Here is an 18,865-nt window from a genome sequence, read left to right as displayed (position 1 = left end):
TTATTTCATTTCCACCCACGCATGAGCCAGTATGGCATACGACCTACCCGACGACATCTCTTTACAAACGACGCGTGTTCGGCGAAGCGTACCCCGCAGGTAAGTCTTTTTGGCAAACTCGAATAATTTCCCTTCGGGTACATGGCTAAGGAGTATCTTAGACTCACCCGTAGCAGCCATTTCTATAACATCCAACTGGCGCAAAGCCATCATTAAGGCTGGGTTAGCGTAAGTGGTTGCGGCCGGATTTGCCATATACTGCTGAAGAGGCTCCAGAATCGTTTCCGGAAAAACGGCATCTGTCATAATTGGCTGCATCAACCGCTGGAAAGCCGTTTTCCAGGCTTTACCGTGTGGCTGAACCCGTCGTTTATAGTGGCTGTTCACCGCAGCATGGGCCACTTCATGAACATAGGTAATCAAAAACGCATAGGGATTCAGGTTGGCATTAACCGTAATTTGGGTCTGGTTATGGGGAAGCACCCGAAAATCTCCCAGGCGTGTGCGCCGGGGCCTGACCACTCGAAACGTGAACTTGTACTGTTGCCACAGCTGGTAGCAATAAGCGGCAGCTGTGGATGGGAAATAGGTGTTGAAAGAATCCGTCAAGGTATAGAAACAAAAAAGCCTTATAAAAATAAGGCTTTTTTGTAAATCGTAAAGAAGAAGAACGAATTACTTCGCGCTGTCTGCAGGAGCAGCAGCTGAATCAGCCGACATCGTCGAAGCTGAATCCGTCATCGTCGTTGTGTCAGTAGACATAACGGCGGTCGAATCGGTCGTAGTTTCTTCGGTTTTTGGTTTGCTCTGGCAAGCTGCAAATGTCAGCATGCTACCAACGAATAATAAGGCGAATACTTTTTTCATTACCTTCAGTGATTGTTTTAGGTTTTCGGTTGCAAATATAGTTTTTTCCTGAGTAATCCAATAGTATGTACAATTAAATGCTATAAGACAATGATCTCTATGGAAATAGTACTATATAGAATTGGCTTAATAGAAGATGCTCTTTCCTTTTGAAGAGTCTTTTTTTACTACTTAGACGAGCGAGATAATATTCTATTATACATTCCGGTACTTCGGAATGTAAGCAATTTGTGTCCAAAATAATTAGCCAGGAAGCTAAACCCCATTCCAACAACGTGGGAGCCTTTCTCTCGCCAAAACGTACTCATATTCGGAAAGAGCGGATTGGCAATCCACTCAAGCGTAGCTACCGCCACACCCACCTGAACAACCCAGGCAACCAGGGCAATGATCCCAAACTTGACCATTTCGCGACCCGTATTTCCCGTTTGCTTAGCGGAGAAGGCAAAAAGTTTGGTTGGTACAAAACTTACAACTGTAGCCGTCAGGTAACCAAGAAACACACTCGTTGAGTAGTCAAACGACTTGCGGTATAAAATTTGGCTAAAGAAATTGACAGATGCACCAAAGACGGCCGTCAAAAAAAACGAGAAGAACATCTTGTTTTTTGGGGCTTTCGGCATGCGGCTCGCGCGGGCTACTTTACTTGACAAAAGCAATTAGTTTTAACTGGCTACGAATTTCAGCTGCTATTCTAAAATTACTAACTCAATATCTTCCCTACATCTAAAGTTAGGATATGGCCCTTACGGTGCTGTTTATCAACTCAGAATAGTCCCTGTAACAGGCCGGGAGCAACGCCCAGACCCAATGTTAAGATGGTGGCAGCTACTAATACGTATTTATAGAAAGGTGCCACGCGAATAGGTTCTGTAGCGCCATCGCGGAAGTACATGGCAATGATAACCCGGAAGTAGTAGTAAATACCAACTGCCGACATCAGTACGGCAACAACCAGCAGCCAAATTTGTCCGCGCTCAACGGCCGTTGAGAACATGTAAAACTTGCCCCAGAAACCAGCCGTCAGCGGAATGCCAGCCAGCGACAGCATAGACACCGTCATGGCGAAACCGAGCAGAGGATTCTGGCGGGCCAGACCATTAAAGGTATCGAAACTCTCGGTCGAGACACCCTCTTTTGAGATTGTCTGCGTACCTTTTTGCTGAGCTACCAGTAGCAACACGCCAAAAGCAGAAATGGTAGCTATCGAATAAGCGAGCGAATAAAAAACGATAGCCTGCTTCGTCTGTGCACCTAGTGCAGCCAAACCGATCAACAAATACCCGGCATGTGAAATGCTGGAGTACGCCATCATACGCTTGAAACTATTTTGATAAACGGCCGTCAAGTTGCCAATAATGAGCGTAATGGCGGTGATAACAGCCAGAATCGTCCACCAGAAATTATATACGCCGACAAACGAAACGGACAGTAACCGAAATAAAGCCGCAAAGCCAGCGGTTTTCACCACGGTAGACATGAAGGCCGTGAAAATAGTGGGAGCGCCATCGTATACGTCGGGCGTCCAGAAATGGAAAGGTGCGGCTGATACTTTAAACAATAAACCGATGAGCAACATCAGTAACCCAACGTAAAGTAATAATGAAAGCCCTTGTTGATTAGCCGCATACCCGCCAATACCCGCCAGAGTGAAGGAGCCGGTAGAACCATACAAAAGTGCCATGCCAAACAGCATGATACCCGTGGTGAAGGCTCCCATCAGAAAATACTTTAATGCCGCTTCATTCGATCGAAGGTTTCGTTTGTCGCTACCGGTTAGTACGTACATGGCTACCGATAGGATTTCAACACCCACGAACAGCATGATCAGGTTCTCGAAGGCAATCATCATCACGGCACCAACCAGCGAGAACAGGATGATTCCGTAATATTCGGCGGGTTGTGCTTCGTCGTTTTCGATAAAACTACCCGACAAGGCCACAACCAGGAAAGCAGACACTAACACAATAGCGATGAAGACCATCGCCAGGTTGTTAACCCGAAGCATGTCATTAAAGTACAGGTACGTTTTGTTCCAGTCCAGGAAATTAACGGCCAGCGTGATCAGCAGAAAAAGCAAGGTTGCAGGCAGCAAAATTGCCTTCGACTTCATGAAGCCAAGAAACAACAGCGCTATGCCAAAAACCGATAAGAGAACGATGGGGAGCATAAATTTTACGGTTTATGATTTACGGCTTATCAGTCACAGCCAGGCGTTTTAACAACTGTGTTCTGGGCACCGTAAACTTTTTTATTTCATTGACACGGCCGTTGTACCGATGTACTTCATCAGGTTTGCCACGGCGGGTTCGGTTACTTTGAGGAATGTATGCGGGTAAATACCGATCCAGAACACCATCACAACCAGCGGAATAAATACCCAGCTTTCGGAGGTTGTCAGGTCGGTAAAGGATTCGGTACGGGACGTAGTTGGGCCGAACATGCTTTTCTGAAACATTCGCAGCATGTAGACTGCCCCAAAAATAATGGTGAAACCAGCTGCCAGACCCAGGTAATGGTTGAAGGTGTAAACACCATGAAGCAACAGAAACTCACCCACAAAGCCGTTGGTGAGTGGCAGGGCAACGCTTCCCAGCAGCATAATCATGAAATAGACCGTGAGCTTAGGCGTCGACTGGGTGATACCGCCCAACTGATCGAGTTGACGGGTGTTGGTGCGGGAGAAAATAACGTCGGCTACGAAAAACATACCCACTACGTTGATCCCGTGCGCCAGCATCTGAATAAGTGCTCCCTGCATTCCGGTTTCGGTTTGCGAGAAAACACCAGCCGCCATCAACCCAACGTGCGAGAACGATGAGTAAGCGATCAGACGCTTCATGTCGCGCTGCCGAATGGCAATGATCGCGCCGTAAATGATGCCGATAACGGATAAGATAATGGCTGTTTTACCCCAGGTCTCTACACCCAGCGGAACGATAGGCAGGATGAAACGAATTAGTCCATAAACCCCCATTTTAAGCATGATACCGGCCAGCAGCATAGTAGCCGGAGTGGGTGACTCAACGTAGGTATCGGGTTGCCAGGTGTGAAATGGGAACACTGGCATTTTAATGGCGAAGGCAATGAAGAACGCCCAGAAAATCCAGTTTTCGGCTTGTGGCGTCAGGTTTAGCTTATAGAAATCCGCAATGGCCGATGAGTGAGCTGCTATCGCCGTTGGGGGCGTCTGATAATAGAGATACACCAGCGCGATCAGCATGAACAAGCTGCCGAAAATGGTGTACACGAAGAATTTGAACGTAACCGGAATCCGGTTGTCTCCGCCCCACATGGCCGCCAGGAAGTAAATTGGAATCAGGGCTGCTTCAAAAAAGAGATAAAACAGGAATCCATCGCGGGCCGTAAACACACCCATCAGCGCAGCCTGCATAAATAGCATGAGCGCGTAAAAAGTGGCCGGTTGCTTGTACGTCCGGTTGAAGGTCGACAGGACAATGAACGGAACCAGTAATCCCGTCAGTAAAACCAGCAAGACACTGATGCCGTCGATCCCGGCGCTCAACCGGATACCCAGCGAGCCAATCCAAGGGTAATCGAAAGCAAACTGCGAGCTGGCATCGGGCTTAAAGCTGAAAAACGCATAACCAGCGCAGGCCAACTCAGCCAGTGCGGCTAGTAAAGCGGCCTGCTTAGCTCGTTCGCCCCCAAGAAAGAAAATCAGGGTAGCCGCTACGGCCGGAAAAAGAATCAGAAATAAAGTAAGCATATAATCGATTTACGATATACGATGGACGAATGACACGCCAACGACCAGCATTATAAACGAATGAAGAACCGAAGGGCAAAAATGACGACGATACTCACGACCATTGCCAATACATAGAAGCCGATAGAGCCACTTTGCAACAACCGCAGTTGGGCCGAGATTTTCTGAACAACCCAGGCTACACCATTGACAACGCCATCGACAAGCCCTTCGCCGAAACTGTAAAACGCATCGCCCAGTCCACGAATTGGCCGCACAACAATGGTTTCGTACAGTTCGTCGACGTAGTATTTGTTGTAAATAACTTGCTCAGGCAGCGACCGCTCCGCCGATTCGGGTGCCGGTACGGCCTGACGGCTGATATACATAACATAGGCGATAATGAGTGCCACCAGAGCCACCCCGGCCGAAACGGCCATAAGTATATACTCGGTGCTGTGTTCGATGGTCGATTCGGCGAAGGCTTCGGGGCTTACCTGCTTCGATCCTTCAAAAATGGGGGCCAGAAAGCCACTCAGCCAGCCACCGCCGGGTAAGTTCAGGCCACCTCCCACAATGGAGAGAATGGCCAGTACCACCAGTGGTGCTGTCATGGTAGCCGGTGACTCGTGCAGGTGATGCCGCTGCTCTTCCGTTCCTCGGAACTCACCGAAGAAGGTCAGGAACAGTAACCGGAACATGTAGAAAGAGGTCAGGCCTGAACCCAGAACACCCAGTCCCCACAGCAATTTGTTATGCTCAAACACGTGCGCCAGAATCTCATCTTTCGAGAAGAACCCGGCAAAAGGAGGAAGACCCGAAATGGCAATGGTACCGATCAGGAACGTAATGAACGTGACGGGCAGGGCTTTGCGTAAGCCACCCATTTTACGAATGTCCTGCTCATCGGACATGGCGTGGATGACGCTACCGGCTCCGAGGAACAACAATGCTTTAAAGAACGCGTGGGTAATGACGTGGAACATGCCCGCCGTATAGGCCGTGGCGCTCAAACCTAGGAACATGTACCCCAACTGCGAAACAGTTGAATAGGCCAATACTTTCTTAATATCGTTTTGCAGCAGGCCAATGGAAGCCGCCAGCAGCGCCGTGGCAATGGCAATACCCCCAATAATTTCGAGCGTCAACGGAGAGAGCGTATACAATACGTTCGAACGGACAACCATATAGATACCAGCCGTTACCATGGTGGCTGCGTGAATCAGCGCCGACACGGGTGTTGGGCCAGCCATGGCATCGGGAAGCCAGGTATAGAGCGGAATCTGCGCCGATTTACCCATAGCACCCACGAATAGCAGCAGCGTAATAGCCAGAATGGTTTTGTCGCCAACGGCCAGACTGGTTGCCTGCTTAAAAATATCGACGTATTCAACCGTACCGAAGGTGTTGATGAGCATGAATATGCCCAACAAAAAGCCCAAATCGCCAATTCGGTTCATGACGAAGGCTTTTCGGGCGGCATTGTTGTAACTGATGTTTTTGTTCCAGAAGCCGATCAGCAGATAGGAACAAAGCCCTACCCCTTCCCAACCAATGAACATGATGACGTAGTTTGACCCCATCACCAGCAGCAACATGAAGAAAATGAAGAGGTTCAGGAAAGCCATGAACTTACCAAAGCCTTCATCGTGGCTCATGTAGCCAATGCTGTACAAGTGAATCAGCGTACCAACGCCCGTTACCACCAGCAGCATCAGCAACGATAGCTGGTCAATCTGAAACGAGAAGTTGATGTGTAAATCGCCCACGCTGATCCAGTCGAAAAGGGTAGCGATCAGCGGTCCGGCATTACCAGACAGATTAGCGTTTCCCAGAAATGCCCCGAATAAATAGGCGGAAGTCAGGAAAGACGCCAGAACGGCAACGGTTGATATGGCCCCGGCTAAACCTTTTGGCACCCGACGAAAGCCTAGACCATTGATCAGAAAGCCAATAAGCGGGAAGAGCGGAATTAACGCACAGAGTAATTCTATTTTCATTAGTCGTAAGTCAATAGTCAGCAGTCGATAGTTGGCTGTACTTGGCTCCCGGCGCTTCCTGATGAATGGACCGGCAACCTGTTTTCAACCCCTAACGACTGATGGCTTATTTTACCATTTCAGTTTATTGAGCAATCCCACATCAATGGAGCGGGTATTGCGGTAGATCATGACAATAATAGCCAGCCCAACCGATACTTCGGCAGCGGCAACGGCCATAATGAAAAAGACGAATACCTGTCCAGCCGAATCGGAACGATACGATGAAAATGCGATTAATAACAAATTGACCGCATTGAGCATTAGCTCGATGGACATGAAGATGATAATAGCGTTTCGCCGGGTCAGTACACCAATGATGCCGATGACGAACAGTGAGGTACTGAGAATCAGGTAGTACGTGAGCGGTATTTGCTGAATGACTTCCGGAATGAGGACGTCCTGCGTGGGTTGCATGGCTTGCCGGTTAATACAAAGTTCCGCAAAGGTAAAGATTATTCGGAATTGCCGTAACGGTGTTTTACGTTCCTGACGAGAATCCGTTAAACATAAAGGATATAAACAGCGGTTTTAGACGGGATTAACGGTACACACTAGTACCCAAATCCTGTCCAGTAAATCGCCGGATTTATCATTTTCCGTTGCTAAACATACGAAGCCGGATTTCTGTCAACCGGCGTTTTGTGTCGAGCGGAAAGTCTCCTTTTAGAATCCAGTCGTAGAAGGAAGGCTCTTTCTTTAACACCTCCAATACGGGAGCACCTTTGTGTTTTCCAAAATTGAATACTTCGTCGCCCTTGTCATTAAGCACCATCCGGCCCGCCAGGTCGATGTTTTTGTTGGCAGTAAGGCTATGAAGCATGTCAATGTCATTCTCGAACACCACATCAGCACCACTATCTGATTTTGCCATCATGCCCATGTACCGCTGTACCTGCGCATCCAGTACTTCGAGGGTGGCAATGGTATCGGCCTCGGCACCATGCGCACCAATCAGTTCCTTGTTGCAGTAAAACCGGTAAGCGGCCGACAGATTGCGCGGCTCCATCAGGTGAAAAATCCGCTGGGCATCGACCAGACGGCGATTTTTCATGTCGAAATCGACATTAGCCCGCAAAAACTCCTCGACTAATAGCGGCACGTCGAAGCGGTTGCAGTTGAATCCGGCCAGATCGCACCCATCCAGAAACTGCGCCAGCGTTCGGGCAACAGTCTTGAACGGGGGAGCATCCTGAACATCATCGTCGTAGATTCCATGAATCATGCTCGACTCCAGCGGAATGGGCATACCCGGATGAACACGCTGGTTTTTGGTGATCACCTCACCGCCTGGCAACGCCTTAATGATGCAGATGTCAATGATACGGTCTTTGGCGATGTTGATGCCAGTCGTTTCGAGATCGAAAAAAGCGAGTGGCTTTTTGAGTACAAGTTGATGCGTCATAATCAAACCGAAATTTCGTGCGGTTCGATAACAAAGGTAAACAGGTTTCGGTGGAATCAGGCTTTTTTAAGCTCGTCAACCCACTTCACTCCATTTCGGACGGCTTCGACCGATGGCATTCTACCGGCCTGCATCAGCTCCCGAACAGCAATAATGTCCTGATCGCGCTTGAGTCCGGCTACGGCTTCGATTTGGTTATCCTGAACATAGAAAGCCAGAAAGGATTCATCGGTTTCCGGATTACCGTCATACAGTACATCATCGACCTGTGTGGTGTGCCCAACGTAATTGATTCGCTTACCCTGCTGGTTGGTCCAGAAGAAGGGGGCCATCTGGTACGGCGTTTCTTTACCCGCCATATTCAATCCGGCCACGTGCCCCTGCTGACCCGCCACTTTCCAGTGCTCAATTCGCTGCATTCCGTCGGCCATCGGATAATGAACTATATCACCGGCGGCATACAGGTCATCCGCTACTTTTAAATAGTCATCACTTTTCACACCGCCGTCTGTCTCGGTCGCAACGCCTTTGAGAAAGTCGGTTCGGGGTTTAACGCCTGTACCGATCAGCACAAAATCGGCGAGAAGTCGCTCGCCATTGTCAAGGACCACAGCGCTAACGGCCTCCTCCCCTTCCAGATGATCCAGTCTCCGGCCCAGATGAAACCGAATGCCCGCTGCCTCGTGCCATCCCTGGATGACCCGGCCAATTCGGGCACCCAGGATTTTCTCAAAAGGTGTTGTTTCCGGCCCGACAACATCCACCTCGCTACCGAGTTTCCGCAAGCTCATGGCGCCTTCCAGTCCAATGAACGAACTACCCACAATAACAACCCTCTTCCCTTGTTTGCCCAGATCGCGCAGGGTCTGGCTATCGTGCAGACTCCGCAGCGTGTACACTCCCTTGAGCGCAGCATCGACAGCCGGTAATTTATTGGGCTTACCGCCCGAACACAAAAGTGCCTTGTCGTAGGTTATAGTTTCGCCGGATGCGAGTTCAATTTGTTTTGTTACGGGATTGAGTGCCGTTACCGGCTGATTTGTCCGAATTTCAATGCCATAACTTTTGTAGAACTCTTCCGGGCGGAGTGCCATCCACTCGTCAGGGGCTTCCCCCTGCAAGTAATCCTTTGAGCAATTTGGCCGGTCGTATGGCACTTCTCCGCTGGCGGTCAGCATCACAATTTTGCCGGTAAAACCGCCTTCGCGCATACCCTCGGCCGCAAACGCGCCCGCTCCGCCACTGCCAATGATTACATAGGTTTCAGGATTGGCGGTGTCTGGCGCGGACATCGGGTTCTCCAGACTTTCTTTTTCTGTTGTTAACCGCACAAAAACCTGGTCGCCTTGAATGCGCACCTCATGCGTCGGTAATCCGTTCAGAGCAGGCGCTTCGAGCCGATGCCCGTCTCTGATATCAAAACAGGCATTGTGCCATGGACAAATAAGCCGGTGACCGTTCAGCAGGCCTTTGACCAAAGGCCCCTGATAATGAGAACATTTCGGGTGAAGTGCATAAAACTGCCCATCGGCGCGGGCCAGCAGTACATCGGTATCGCCCACGCGAACTTCTTTCAGATCACCATCGGCTAAATCATCGATGTGACACACAGGGGCTTCGGTATAGTCGGCTATCATGGCAGGTTGAGTTTGTCCTATAAACCTTCGTATTCACTAATTTGATTTGACCCAACGCGAAAACTACGCTTATTACCTAATTTTGACCCCTAAATCGACGGCTCCGTCGACCTATAGCATCATGAAAGTAGCCGGTTTTACGTTCATCAGGAACGCCATTCACTATGATTACCCAATCGTTGAAGCCATCACCTCCATTCTACCGCTTTGCGACGAATTTGTGGTAGCCGTTGGTAATTCTGAGGACGATACCCTGGCTCTGATCCGAAATATTCCTTCCGATAAAATCAGAATTATTGAAACGGTATGGGATGATAGTTTGCGGGAAGGCGGAAAGGTGCTGGCTCAGGAAACAGACAAGGCGCTGGCCGCGATTTCACCCGATGTTGATTGGGCCTTTTATATTCAGGGCGACGAGGTGATGCACGAGCAGTACATTCCGGTTGTGAAAAAGGCCATGGAAACCTACCTGGCTGACAGCGACGTAGAAGGGCTTTTGTTTAAGTATGTACACTTCTACGGCTCTTATAAGTACTACGGCAACTCAAGAAGATGGTACCGTCGCGAAATTCGGATTTTCCGCCCTTTCAGGCAGGTGTATGCGTATCGGGATGCACAGGGATTCCGCCGAAGCGACAATAAAAAGCTAAAGGTCAAGCTAATTGACGCCTATATCTACCATTACGGCTGGGTGAAATCGCTGGAAAAAATAAAAAAGAAATACAACTACTTCTATCGGTTCTGGCATTCCGATGAGCAGATGAATATTCCTCAAAAAGAAGCCGAAAACTTCCAGTTTGCCAAACACATCGATTCGCTAGCCTTGTTTGAGGGTACGCATCCGGCCGTAATGCAGGCCCGTATCAAACGGGATAATATCCAGTTTGACTTCGACACCCGGCAGCAGAATTATTCCACAAGAGTTAAAGTGCTGGCTTGGGTGGAACGATTGACCGGCTGGCGTATTGGCGAATACAAGAATTACAAAATCATTTAACTGTACTTTTCAGTGTAATACCGACCGTCCCGGTCGGGTGTAAAAGGTTTGACTTTACACCCGACCGGGACGGTCGGTATTACATTAAAAACTTGATTTATTTGGAGGTGGCCATCACCATCTTGATATTCAGCTTGGCTCCGGTTTGCAGCACATCGACTAAATCCTGGACGGTTAAGGTCTTATCGAAACGAACCACAACCGTTGGCTCGGCAATACCAGCCATGATTATTTTCAGTTCATTCTCCAGACTGGCTGGATCAACCGGTTTTTTATCGATATAGTATTTTTTGTCGGCATCAACCGACAGCGTTACCTGTTTCTTGCTCAACTGCTGCGTCGAAGCTGCTTTAGGCAGCAACAGTTTGATGACATTGGGATTGGCTACTGTCGAGATGATCAGAAAGAACAACAGCAGAAAAAACATGATGTCGTTCAGGGATGAAGTCGCGACTTCGGCAGCAAATTTTGTTTTACGTCGGAGTTTCATAATGTAGTACCGACCGTCCCGGTCGGCCGTGATAGACGTTACCGCATCCGGGCCGTTTCGGTCGTTGGTTTCTGAAGGACTTCGATAAACTCGAACGCATTGACTTCCAGAGCCAGCGTAAAGCGCTCGATCATCATGTTGAGCAGGTGATAGCCCGTATAGGCAATAACGCCCACAATCAGACCCGAACCCGACGTGATCATTTTTTCGTATAAACCACCGGCGATGATACCAACGCTGATGTTATCAGAAAGCGAGATGTCATAGAAAATCCGAATGATACCGGAGATGGTACCGATGAAACCCAGCATCGGGGCAATACCGGCGATGATACCTAGATACCCCATGTTACGCTCCAAACGAGAAAGTTCAATTTGCCCGACCGTCTCAATGGTGCTTTCAATCTCGCGGATGGGTGATCCAATTCGACCGATGGCTTTTTCAAACACACGTCCCATGGCGGTACGCTGGTTCTTGGCGAAGGATTCGGCCGATTTGATGTTCCCCTGCGCCACCATATCCCGAATATTGTCGATGAAATTGGCATCGTATCGGCTTTGCGACCGGATTACAAAATACCGCTCGAAAATCAGGTAAAGGGCTGCAAATAGCAAAAATGCGATGGGGATCATAACCCAACCGCCTTTGGCTACCAGATCAAAAAGTTGCAGAGTTTGGGGTTGAGCAGCCGTTGTGGCCGACAGTGATGCGGCCGTAGTATCAACAGCCGGAACCTGGAGCAAGAGCATACGAACGAGTCGAGTAAGTGGATGTGAGTAAACCTGCGGTCGTTATTGAAACAAACGTACTGAGTTGTATATTGTTGTCAAAGATAAGGAAGCCACCCGAAATCGTACAGAAAATTAGCGAAAGCAGCCTGCCCGATAACTCCTGCCGCCAAACAGCTTCCTCAACAAACCAAATACGATAGCCTGTGCACGTCAGGGTTTTAGCAGGATTTTCCCCCAGCGCCCCGGCCGGTCGGCGTGTTCGACAGCTTCGGCAATTTGCTCCAGCGGATAAGACGCTTCGACGGGCAACTGGATTTTCCCGGATGCCAGTAAACTGATCACATTTTGTGCCACTTCCTGCCGGGTCTGGCTATCTACCCGGCGCATCCAGTCCGTAAGCCAGAAGCCTTTGACGGTCAATTCCCTAAAGATCATTAAACCAGCATTCAGACTAGGGTCCTGTAAACTCATCAGCCCGTAAATAATCATGGTTCCGCCCCTGGCTAGGCACTTAACCGCTTCGGTGGCGATAGGCCCACCAACAGCATCGAGCACGCAGGCTACCCCGGCCCCATCGGTGATCTGCTTGACCCGTGCGGCCATATTTTCGGTTTCGGTATTGATCACTTCGGTTAGGCCGAGTGCTTTTAATTCATCGCTCAAATCATCACGTCGAACCGTGCCAATGGTCTTGATACCCCGCATGGCACAGAGCTGAATCACCATTTTACCAAAGGCCGACCCAGCCGCCGTGAGCATCAGCCAGCCACCTTCCGGTACGCCCGAATCCTGAACCATGGCATAGGCTGTAAACGGATTGACGAATAACTGAGCGGCCACCTCATCCGACATGGCGTCGGGCACCGGAATCAGGCTTCGGTGGTGAGCAACGGCATACTCCGACCAGGTGCCAACACTGGTAAAACTTACCCGCATACCCGTTCGCATCTGAACGCCCTCTCCAAGAGCTTCCACAATCCCTACGCCCTCAAAACCTGCCCCGGAAGGCAACTGCGGCCGGATTCCGTACAAATTCTGGACGAACATGATGTCAGAAGGGTTTATTGGGGCGGCAATAACCTTAATACGTACGTCGTTTGGTCCCGGCTCAGGAACGGCCAGATCGGTAAGCTTAAGAATTTCTGTTGGCTTTCCGGTCTCGGTAAATAAGATGCTTTTCATAGGGATGACTAAATGGATTGATAAATGAAGTCCCGCTGCGGTGCGCCGGCAACAAATGAATTTATTTCAGGATTTGGAATAGGGTCAAAAATATGACTTAATTCGCACAAACTATTCCTAAACCTTGAGCGCAGTGGCTAGTATGGCCCATAGCTACTCACCACTACCCGCTTAACCACCAATTCCTAAAAATGCAAACATCTCCCTTTCTTGGTGAATTAATTGGTACAATGGTCCTCATACTTCTTGGCAATGGCGTTGTTGCCAATGTGGTTTTGAAACAAACAAAAGGTGAAGCAGGAGGCTGGATTGTCATTACCGCAGGCTGGGCCTTTGCCGTGACAATGGGCGTTTTTGTCGCTAAAGCTTTTGGGAGCGTCGATGCCCATTTGAATCCGGCCGTGACGGTTGCTTTTGCCGTAGCGACAGATGATTTCAGCCACATGGTACCCTACATTACAGCACAGTTGATTGGTGCGTTTCTGGGAGCAACCTTAGTCTGGCTTCATTACCTGCCCCACTGGGCTGCCACGCCCGATCATGATGCCAAATTAGCCTGTTTCGCTACAGGCCCAGCCATTCGAAAACCGAGTGCCAATTTTGTAAGCGAAGCCATGGCCACGCTGGTGCTTATTCTGGGTCTGGCGGGTATTTCTTCCAAACATTTGGGTGAACTGGCCATCGGCGTTGGCCCGTATCTGGTAGGTATTCTGGTGTGGAGCATTGGCCTCTCATTAGGCGGCACTACCGGTTATGCCATGAGCCCCGCCCGCGATTTCAGCCCGCGTCTGGCGCATGCGCTACTGCCCATTCCTGCGAAAGGGTCGTCCGACTGGAGCTACGCCTGGGTACCCGTAGTGGGGCCATTGGTTGGCGCTGCTATCGGCGGGTTATTGATTCGCTGGTTTACGCTTTAAAGCTCTCAACAAATGGACTTATTTTTTCAAGAATTAGAAATCCTTTACAAGAAGTCTACTTCCCTAGCCGATTATAATAATGGTATAATCAGAGATGGAATTATTGATCCAATAAGGTTTAATAAGCAAACCACTAAAATTCTTTTCATTGCGAAAGAGCATAATCGACTCAACGACACATACGAATCAGGTGAATATGCCGAATGGTGGAACGGTGTTGATAGCGTTAGGTATGGATTTTCTCATCGAATTAGTGAATGGGCTTACGGTATACTACATAATTTCCCGACTTACGAAAGCATAACTTATGTAGACAAAAATGAAGCGTTACAATCTATAGCTTTTATCAATCTAAAAAAGACTTGGGGAAGCGCATCAGCCGATCCGATTGTATTATCAAATTATGTCGCTTTAAGTAAAACCCTTTTACAGCAACAGATTCAGGCAATATCACCTACTATAATTCTAAGTTGCTTACGATACGATTATTTACCTAAACAGTTATTTGACTTTGCCAATATGAAAACTACGCCACACGGTTTTCAGTATGGTGTTTGGGATAATAAGCTTGTCATAAACTTTTACCACCCCTCTGCACGAAAAAATAAATCTGTTTTATATTCTCAGCTTAAAGAAGTTGTAAGCTTCGCACTCTCAGACTCTCATGCCCTCCTACATAGCCGCTATTGACCAGGGAACGACCAGTACCCGTTGTATTGTATTTGACCGACAGGGCAAGATCGTTTCCCTCGCACAGAAGGAACACAAACAGATTTATCCGCAGCCCGGATGGGTGGAGCACGACCCCGAAGAAATCTGGCGCAACACACTCGAAGTCATCGCACTGGCTCGTATCAAAGGAAAACTTTCCGTACAGGATATCAAAGCCGTTGGCATCACCAACCAGCGCGAAACCACCGTTGTCTGGAACCGCCGAACAGGCAAACCCTATTACAATGCCATCGTTTGGCAGGATATGCGCACCGCCGACCTGGTTCTTGAGTTTTCGGCCAATGGCCACGGTCAGGATCGGTTTCGGGCGAAAACGGGTCTACCTCTGGCCACTTATTTTAGCGGCCTGAAACTGAAATGGCTGTTGGATCATGTGCCGGGTCTCCGGGAAGATGCCGAACGGGGCGACGCCATTTTTGGCAACATGGATACCTTCGTGGTCTGGAACCTGACGGGTGGAACAGATGGCGGTCTGCACCTCACCGACGTTACCAACGCCAGCCGAACTCAGCTAATGAATCTGCATACCCTCGACTGGGATGATAGTCTGTTGAGCGACTTCACCGTGCCCCGCGTCATGCTGCCGCAAATTCGCCCCAGCAGTGAGGTGTACGGAACGGTATCGTCGGAAGTATTGCCGGGCGTTCCGGTAGCAGGTATCCTTGGCGACCAGCAGGCGGCCCTTGTTGGGCAGACCTGTTACGAACCAGGACAGGCGAAAAACACCTACGGAACAGGCTGTTTCCTGCTCATGAACACTGGCACCGAACTCCGTACCTCAACCTGCGGCCTGTTGACAACGGTAGCCTATCAATTCCAGAACGAACCCGTTCATTACGCGCTGGAAGGCAGCGTGGCCATTACCGGTGCGCTGGTGCAATGGTTACGCGATAATTTGGGCATGATCAAAAAGAGCACGGATATCGAAACGCTGGCCCGGACGGTTGAGGATAATGGCGGGGCTTATTTTGTACCAGCCTTCTCAGGCCTCTATGCTCCCCACTGGAAAGCCGATGCACGGGGTGTTATTGCCGGTCTGACGCGTTTTGTTACCAAAGGTCATATCGCACGGGCCGTTCTGGAAGCCACCGCTTACCAGACCGTCGACGTAGTGCGGGCGATGGAACAGGATGCGGGCGTATCGCTCAAATCCCTGCGCGTGGATGGCGGCATGGTCGTTAACTCGTTGCTGATGCAGTTTCAGTCCGATGTGCTCAATGGACCCGTTATCTGCCCACGCATGACCGAAACAACGGCCCTCGGCGCTGCGTATGCTGCCGGACTAGCCGTTGGTTACTGGCAAAATCTGGACGATTTACGCCAAAACTGGGGCGTTGCCAAAACCTATGAACCCAATATGGACGATGCCAAACGTACAAAGCTCATGCGAGGCTGGCAAAAAGCCATCGAGCGGTCGTTTGGGTGGGAAGAGTGACAAGATGTATGATATAGGATGTATCTCCCGGACATACATCCTATATCATACATCATACACCTTTTCCAACTGGCTTCAACTCCTCGGCCAGCATCAAACGTGTTTGCGGCAGACTTTCCGGGTATTCATCCCGTAGGAAAGCGATGAGATGTTCACGCATGTGACAACGCAAATCAAATGCGGATGGCGAATCTTGGGCCGATACCAGAATGCGGACAACAATACAGGTGGGTTGGGTGTCGGTCACCTGCACGGCAAACGTCTCTCCCGTCCAGAGCGGGTCATTTTCGGCAACCTGACGCGCCTTCTCCCGAAGTTTATCAATGGGTACCCTGTAATCCAGATAGAGAAATATACTGCCGATAATCGAGGCATCGGAACGAGTCCAGTTTTCGAAGGGCGTTTCAACGAAGTAGGTTATGGGCAAAATGAGCCGACGGCGATCCCAAAGCCTTACAATAACACTTGTCAGGTTAATTTCTTCGATGCGCCCCCATTCTTTTTCGACCACAACGGCGTCGTTTAGGCGTATCTGCTGATTGAAAGCGATTTGAATACCCGCCATCAGATTGGCCAGCGTTTTCTGCGCGGCAAAACCAATCAATACCGAAACCACCCCGGCCGATGTCAGCACACTCAGCCCCACTTTTCGGCTTCCCTGAAACGAAATGAGCAGCAGCGACGCTCCTATGATAATGACCCCGATAGAGATGATTCGGCGAAAGAACCGTACCTGCGTAACGAACTTCCGTTGCGATAGGTTAACATCCTGCGTGGTGTCGTATTGATGAATTAACCGAAGCTCAGCAACCTTGAGCAGTTGAACGACTAACCAGGTCGTCGTAATCAGGAATAGAACTTCGGCGGTTTTATCCGCCACCGGATGCCGACGCAGAAACCGTTCCGACTGTATATTAGTGGCCAACAAAAAAAAGAGAGAAGGCACAAATATCCAGAAGGCCCATCGGACATAAATTTTGAGCAAAGCCAATGTGTGAAATGGCCGACGTCGAACGACAAAACGAACGATTTGCGTCATAACCAGATCAACAGCCAGTCCCAGCAATACCGCCATGATGAGCAGTACCCACCCCGATAAATCGCGGTTAGGTACGTAGCCAAACCAGCGAACGGTGGCTCTTATCCAGATTTCAAGTTGTTGTAGCATATAATTATAGACAAAAGTAAGGCCTACAAGGTTGAAAAAACCTCATAGGCCTATTTATCCGATCTATAAAAATAGCGTTTGTCTACGCCAGCAAGGGCTTCACTACTTTGCCGTGAACGTCGGTTAGTCGATACCGGCGTCCCTGGCTTTTGAAGGTCAGTTTTTCGTGGTCGACGCCAAGCAAATGCAAGACCGTCGCCTGAAAATCGTGCACATGAACAGGGTCTTTTACCACATTATACCCGAAATCGTCCGTTTCGCCGTAGACCATGCCTTTTTTGACACCGGCACCGGCCATCCAGACCGAAAATGCGCGGGGGTGGTGGTCGCGCCCGTAATTGTCGCGGGTAAGTTTTCCCTGAGAATAGGCACCACGCCCAAACTCACCGCCCCAGATCACGAGGGTATCGTCCAGTAAACCACGCTGTTTGAGGTCCATGATCAGCGCGGCTGAGGGCTGGTCAACACTTTTTGCCTGCGTCTTAATATCGTTTGGCAGGTTGCCGTGCTGGTCCCATCCCTGGTGGTACAACTGGATAAACTTGACGTCTTTTTCGACCAGTTTGCGGGCCAGCAGGCAGTTGGCGGCAAACGTACCGGGCTTGCGGCTGTCAGGACCGTACATATCGAAAATATAATCGGGTTCTTTCGATATGTCGAGCGTTTCGGGGACGGACGTTTGCATCCGGTACGCCATTTCGTACTGCGCCATCCGGTTGTTAATTTCCGGGTCGAGCACGTGTTTAAATTGCTCCTGGTGCAGTTTTCCCAGATAATCGAGCATCCGCCGACGGCTGGTTTTGTCAACACCGGGTGGGTTATTCAAATAATATACCGGATCTGGCCCCGACCGGAACACCACGCCCTGATGCACGGAAGGTAAAAATCCATTGCTCCAGAGTTTGGCATACAACGGCTGATCGCCGTCGCGTCCTTTGGACAGGAGTACGACAAAGGACGGAAGATTTTGATTGTCTGAGCCCAAGCCGTAGCTAATCCAGGAGCCAAAGCTAGGTCGCCCCGCCTGCTGGCTACCTGTCTGGAAGAACGTTACCGCCGGGTCGTGGTTGATAGCTTCGGTGTGCAGGGAGCGCACAAAGGTTAAATCACCCGCAATTTTCGCCGTATGCGGCAGCAACTCGCTGAGCCACATTTGACCGGGACCATACTGCGCAAATTTGTATTTGGAAGCCGCCAGCGGAAAGCGGCTCTGCCCGGCACTCATGCCCGTCAGGCGTTGGCCGTTGCGTACTGAAGCCGGTAAATCCTGCCCCCACATAGTTTCGAGTTTCGGCTTATAGTCGAACAGCTCCAGTTGGGAGGGCGCTCCACTCTGAAACAGGTAAATAACCCGCTTCACCTTGGGTGGAAAGTGCGGCTTGCCCACAGCCGGGTTTTCTCCCGGCATGGAGGTGCCGGGCGAGCTTGCTCCACCAAACAGATTTGTCGGGTTCAGCAGCGATGCAAGCGCAATGGTTCCTAGGCCCGCACTGGCTTGACCCAAAAATGTACGGCGGCTAAGTTGGTCGTGTATTTCGTCCTGAATATCCATAACC

General features: G+C 49.9%; 18 protein-coding genes. 4 read left to right on the top strand and 14 right to left on the bottom strand.

From position 1 onward, the window contains the following. From CRO74_RS11555 to CRO74_RS11515, 9 genes are all read right to left on the bottom strand, one after another. Window positions 1–609 carry a SprT-like domain-containing protein gene (locus CRO74_RS11555; protein WP_097126225.1) on the bottom strand — a complete coding sequence of 203 codons (609 nt, stop codon included), beginning with the start codon at window positions 607–609 and terminating at the stop codon, window positions 1–3. A 66-nt stretch (window positions 610–675) separates the two neighbouring features. Beyond that, entirely contained in the window at window positions 676–867 is a 192-nt protein-coding gene (locus CRO74_RS11550; RefSeq protein WP_097126224.1) for a PG1828 family lipoprotein, read from the bottom strand. Window positions 868–1,034: 167 nt separating this feature from the next. Continuing rightward, complete coding sequence (locus tag CRO74_RS11545; protein WP_097126223.1) at window positions 1,035–1,490, bottom strand: GtrA family protein; 456 nt, start codon at window positions 1,488–1,490, stop codon at window positions 1,035–1,037. 143 nt (window positions 1,491–1,633) lie between these two features. After that, window positions 1,634–3,037: an NADH-quinone oxidoreductase subunit N gene (locus tag CRO74_RS11540; protein WP_097126222.1), complete on the bottom strand. Its 1,404-nt coding sequence runs from the start codon at window positions 3,035–3,037 to the stop codon at window positions 1,634–1,636. An 81-nt stretch (window positions 3,038–3,118) separates the two neighbouring features. After that, window positions 3,119–4,597 carry a complex I subunit 4 family protein gene (locus CRO74_RS11535; RefSeq protein WP_097126221.1) on the bottom strand — a complete coding sequence of 493 codons (1,479 nt, stop codon included), beginning with the start codon at window positions 4,595–4,597 and terminating at the stop codon, window positions 3,119–3,121. A gap of 50 nt (window positions 4,598–4,647) precedes the next feature. Then, window positions 4,648–6,576 (bottom strand): NADH-quinone oxidoreductase subunit L, encoded by a 1,929-nt coding sequence (nuoL, locus tag CRO74_RS11530; RefSeq protein WP_097126220.1) that lies wholly within the window; start codon window positions 6,574–6,576, stop codon window positions 4,648–4,650. A gap of 111 nt (window positions 6,577–6,687) precedes the next feature. Then, entirely contained in the window at window positions 6,688–7,032 is a 345-nt protein-coding gene (nuoK, locus tag CRO74_RS11525; RefSeq protein WP_012930395.1) for an NADH-quinone oxidoreductase subunit NuoK, read from the bottom strand. Between the two features lie 175 nt (window positions 7,033–7,207). Next, window positions 7,208–8,020 (bottom strand): 3'-5' exonuclease, encoded by an 813-nt coding sequence (locus CRO74_RS11520; protein WP_097126219.1) that lies wholly within the window; start codon window positions 8,018–8,020, stop codon window positions 7,208–7,210. Window positions 8,021–8,076: 56 nt separating this feature from the next. Beyond that, complete coding sequence (locus CRO74_RS11515) at window positions 8,077–9,657, bottom strand: FAD-dependent oxidoreductase (RefSeq protein WP_097126218.1); 1,581 nt, start codon at window positions 9,655–9,657, stop codon at window positions 8,077–8,079. A gap of 121 nt (window positions 9,658–9,778) precedes the next feature. Between CRO74_RS11515 and CRO74_RS11510 the strand changes: the two genes are divergently transcribed. Next, the gene (locus CRO74_RS11510) at window positions 9,779–10,654 is read left to right on the top strand and encodes a glycosyltransferase family protein (RefSeq protein WP_097127074.1); all 876 of its coding nucleotides are present in this window, start codon (window positions 9,779–9,781) and stop codon (window positions 10,652–10,654) included. Between the two features lie 97 nt (window positions 10,655–10,751). On the opposite strand, the gene CRO74_RS11505 is transcribed toward CRO74_RS11510, so the two are convergent. From CRO74_RS11505 to CRO74_RS11495, 3 genes are all read right to left on the bottom strand, one after another. Next, the gene (locus CRO74_RS11505; protein ID WP_097126217.1) at window positions 10,752–11,144 is read right to left on the bottom strand and encodes an ExbD/TolR family protein; all 393 of its coding nucleotides are present in this window, start codon (window positions 11,142–11,144) and stop codon (window positions 10,752–10,754) included. A gap of 38 nt (window positions 11,145–11,182) precedes the next feature. Then, the gene (locus CRO74_RS11500) at window positions 11,183–11,893 is read right to left on the bottom strand and encodes a MotA/TolQ/ExbB proton channel family protein (protein WP_097126216.1); all 711 of its coding nucleotides are present in this window, start codon (window positions 11,891–11,893) and stop codon (window positions 11,183–11,185) included. 192 nt (window positions 11,894–12,085) lie between these two features. Beyond that, window positions 12,086–13,057, bottom strand: coding sequence for a zinc-dependent alcohol dehydrogenase family protein (locus tag CRO74_RS11495; RefSeq protein ID WP_097126215.1), 972 nt, complete (start codon window positions 13,055–13,057; stop codon window positions 12,086–12,088). Between the two features lie 191 nt (window positions 13,058–13,248). Between CRO74_RS11495 and CRO74_RS11490 the strand changes: the two genes are divergently transcribed. From CRO74_RS11490 to glpK, 3 genes are read left to right on the top strand one after another with little or no spacing between them, the layout of a single operon-like run. Further along, entirely contained in the window at window positions 13,249–13,974 is a 726-nt protein-coding gene (locus CRO74_RS11490) for an MIP/aquaporin family protein (protein ID WP_097126214.1), read from the top strand. Between the two features lie 12 nt (window positions 13,975–13,986). Then, window positions 13,987–14,664, top strand: coding sequence for a hypothetical protein (locus tag CRO74_RS11485; RefSeq protein WP_097126213.1), 678 nt, complete (start codon window positions 13,987–13,989; stop codon window positions 14,662–14,664). Beyond that, a complete protein-coding gene (gene glpK / locus CRO74_RS11480; RefSeq protein WP_097126212.1) occupies window positions 14,639–16,141 on the top strand; it encodes a glycerol kinase GlpK in 1,503 nt (500 codons plus the stop codon). Before CRO74_RS11485 ends, glpK begins: the two co-directional genes overlap by 26 nt. Window positions 16,142–16,193: 52 nt before the next feature. Here glpK and CRO74_RS11475 read toward each other — a convergent pair whose 3' ends face one another. After that, on the bottom strand, window positions 16,194–17,309 hold the full coding sequence (locus tag CRO74_RS11475) for a mechanosensitive ion channel family protein (RefSeq protein WP_097126211.1): 1,116 nt from the start codon (window positions 17,307–17,309) through the stop codon (window positions 16,194–16,196). 82 nt (window positions 17,310–17,391) lie between these two features. Continuing rightward, a complete protein-coding gene (locus CRO74_RS11470) occupies window positions 17,392–18,861 on the bottom strand; it encodes a DUF1501 domain-containing protein (protein WP_097126210.1) in 1,470 nt (489 codons plus the stop codon). Window positions 18,862–18,865: the final 4 nt, after the last annotated feature.

Source organism: Spirosoma fluviale, assembly GCF_900230225.1.
GTDB lineage: Bacteria > Bacteroidota > Bacteroidia > Cytophagales > Spirosomataceae > Spirosoma > Spirosoma fluviale.
Note: the sequence above shows the minus strand (reverse complement) of the source record. Positions and strands in the feature narration are given on the sequence as shown.

Bases quoted from the DNA above. Each gene is read 5' to 3' on its own strand.
- glpK (WP_097126212.1), top strand. From the start codon at position 14,639: ATGCCCTCCTACATAGCCGCTATTGACCAGGGAACGACCAGTACCCGT.
- CRO74_RS11505 (WP_097126217.1), bottom strand. From the start codon at position 11,144: ATGAAACTCCGACGTAAAACAAAATTTGCTGCCGAAGTCGCGACTTCA.
- CRO74_RS11495 (WP_097126215.1), bottom strand. From the start codon at position 13,057: ATGAAAAGCATCTTATTTACCGAGACCGGAAAGCCAACAGAAATTCTT.
- CRO74_RS11490 (WP_097126214.1), top strand. From the start codon at position 13,249: ATGCAAACATCTCCCTTTCTTGGTGAATTAATTGGTACAATGGTCCTC.
- nuoK (WP_012930395.1), bottom strand. From the start codon at position 7,032: ATGCAACCCACGCAGGACGTCCTCATTCCGGAAGTCATTCAGCAAATA.
- CRO74_RS11545 (WP_097126223.1), bottom strand. From the start codon at position 1,490: ATGCCGAAAGCCCCAAAAAACAAGATGTTCTTCTCGTTTTTTTTGACG.
- CRO74_RS11500 (WP_097126216.1), bottom strand. From the start codon at position 11,893: ATGCTCTTGCTCCAGGTTCCGGCTGTTGATACTACGGCCGCATCACTG.
- CRO74_RS11550 (WP_097126224.1), bottom strand. From the start codon at position 867: ATGAAAAAAGTATTCGCCTTATTATTCGTTGGTAGCATGCTGACATTT.
- CRO74_RS11485 (WP_097126213.1), top strand. From the start codon at position 13,987: ATGGACTTATTTTTTCAAGAATTAGAAATCCTTTACAAGAAGTCTACT.
- CRO74_RS11520 (WP_097126219.1), bottom strand. From the start codon at position 8,020: ATGACGCATCAACTTGTACTCAAAAAGCCACTCGCTTTTTTCGATCTC.
- CRO74_RS11510 (WP_097127074.1), top strand. From the start codon at position 9,779: ATGAAAGTAGCCGGTTTTACGTTCATCAGGAACGCCATTCACTATGAT.
- CRO74_RS11540 (WP_097126222.1), bottom strand. From the start codon at position 3,037: ATGCTCCCCATCGTTCTCTTATCGGTTTTTGGCATAGCGCTGTTGTTT.
- CRO74_RS11515 (WP_097126218.1), bottom strand. From the start codon at position 9,657: ATGATAGCCGACTATACCGAAGCCCCTGTGTGTCACATCGATGATTTA.
- CRO74_RS11535 (WP_097126221.1), bottom strand. From the start codon at position 4,597: ATGCTTACTTTATTTCTGATTCTTTTTCCGGCCGTAGCGGCTACCCTG.
- CRO74_RS11475 (WP_097126211.1), bottom strand. From the start codon at position 17,309: ATGCTACAACAACTTGAAATCTGGATAAGAGCCACCGTTCGCTGGTTT.
- CRO74_RS11470 (WP_097126210.1), bottom strand. From the start codon at position 18,861: ATGGATATTCAGGACGAAATACACGACCAACTTAGCCGCCGTACATTT.
- nuoL (WP_097126220.1), bottom strand. From the start codon at position 6,576: ATGAAAATAGAATTACTCTGTGCGTTAATTCCGCTCTTCCCGCTTATT.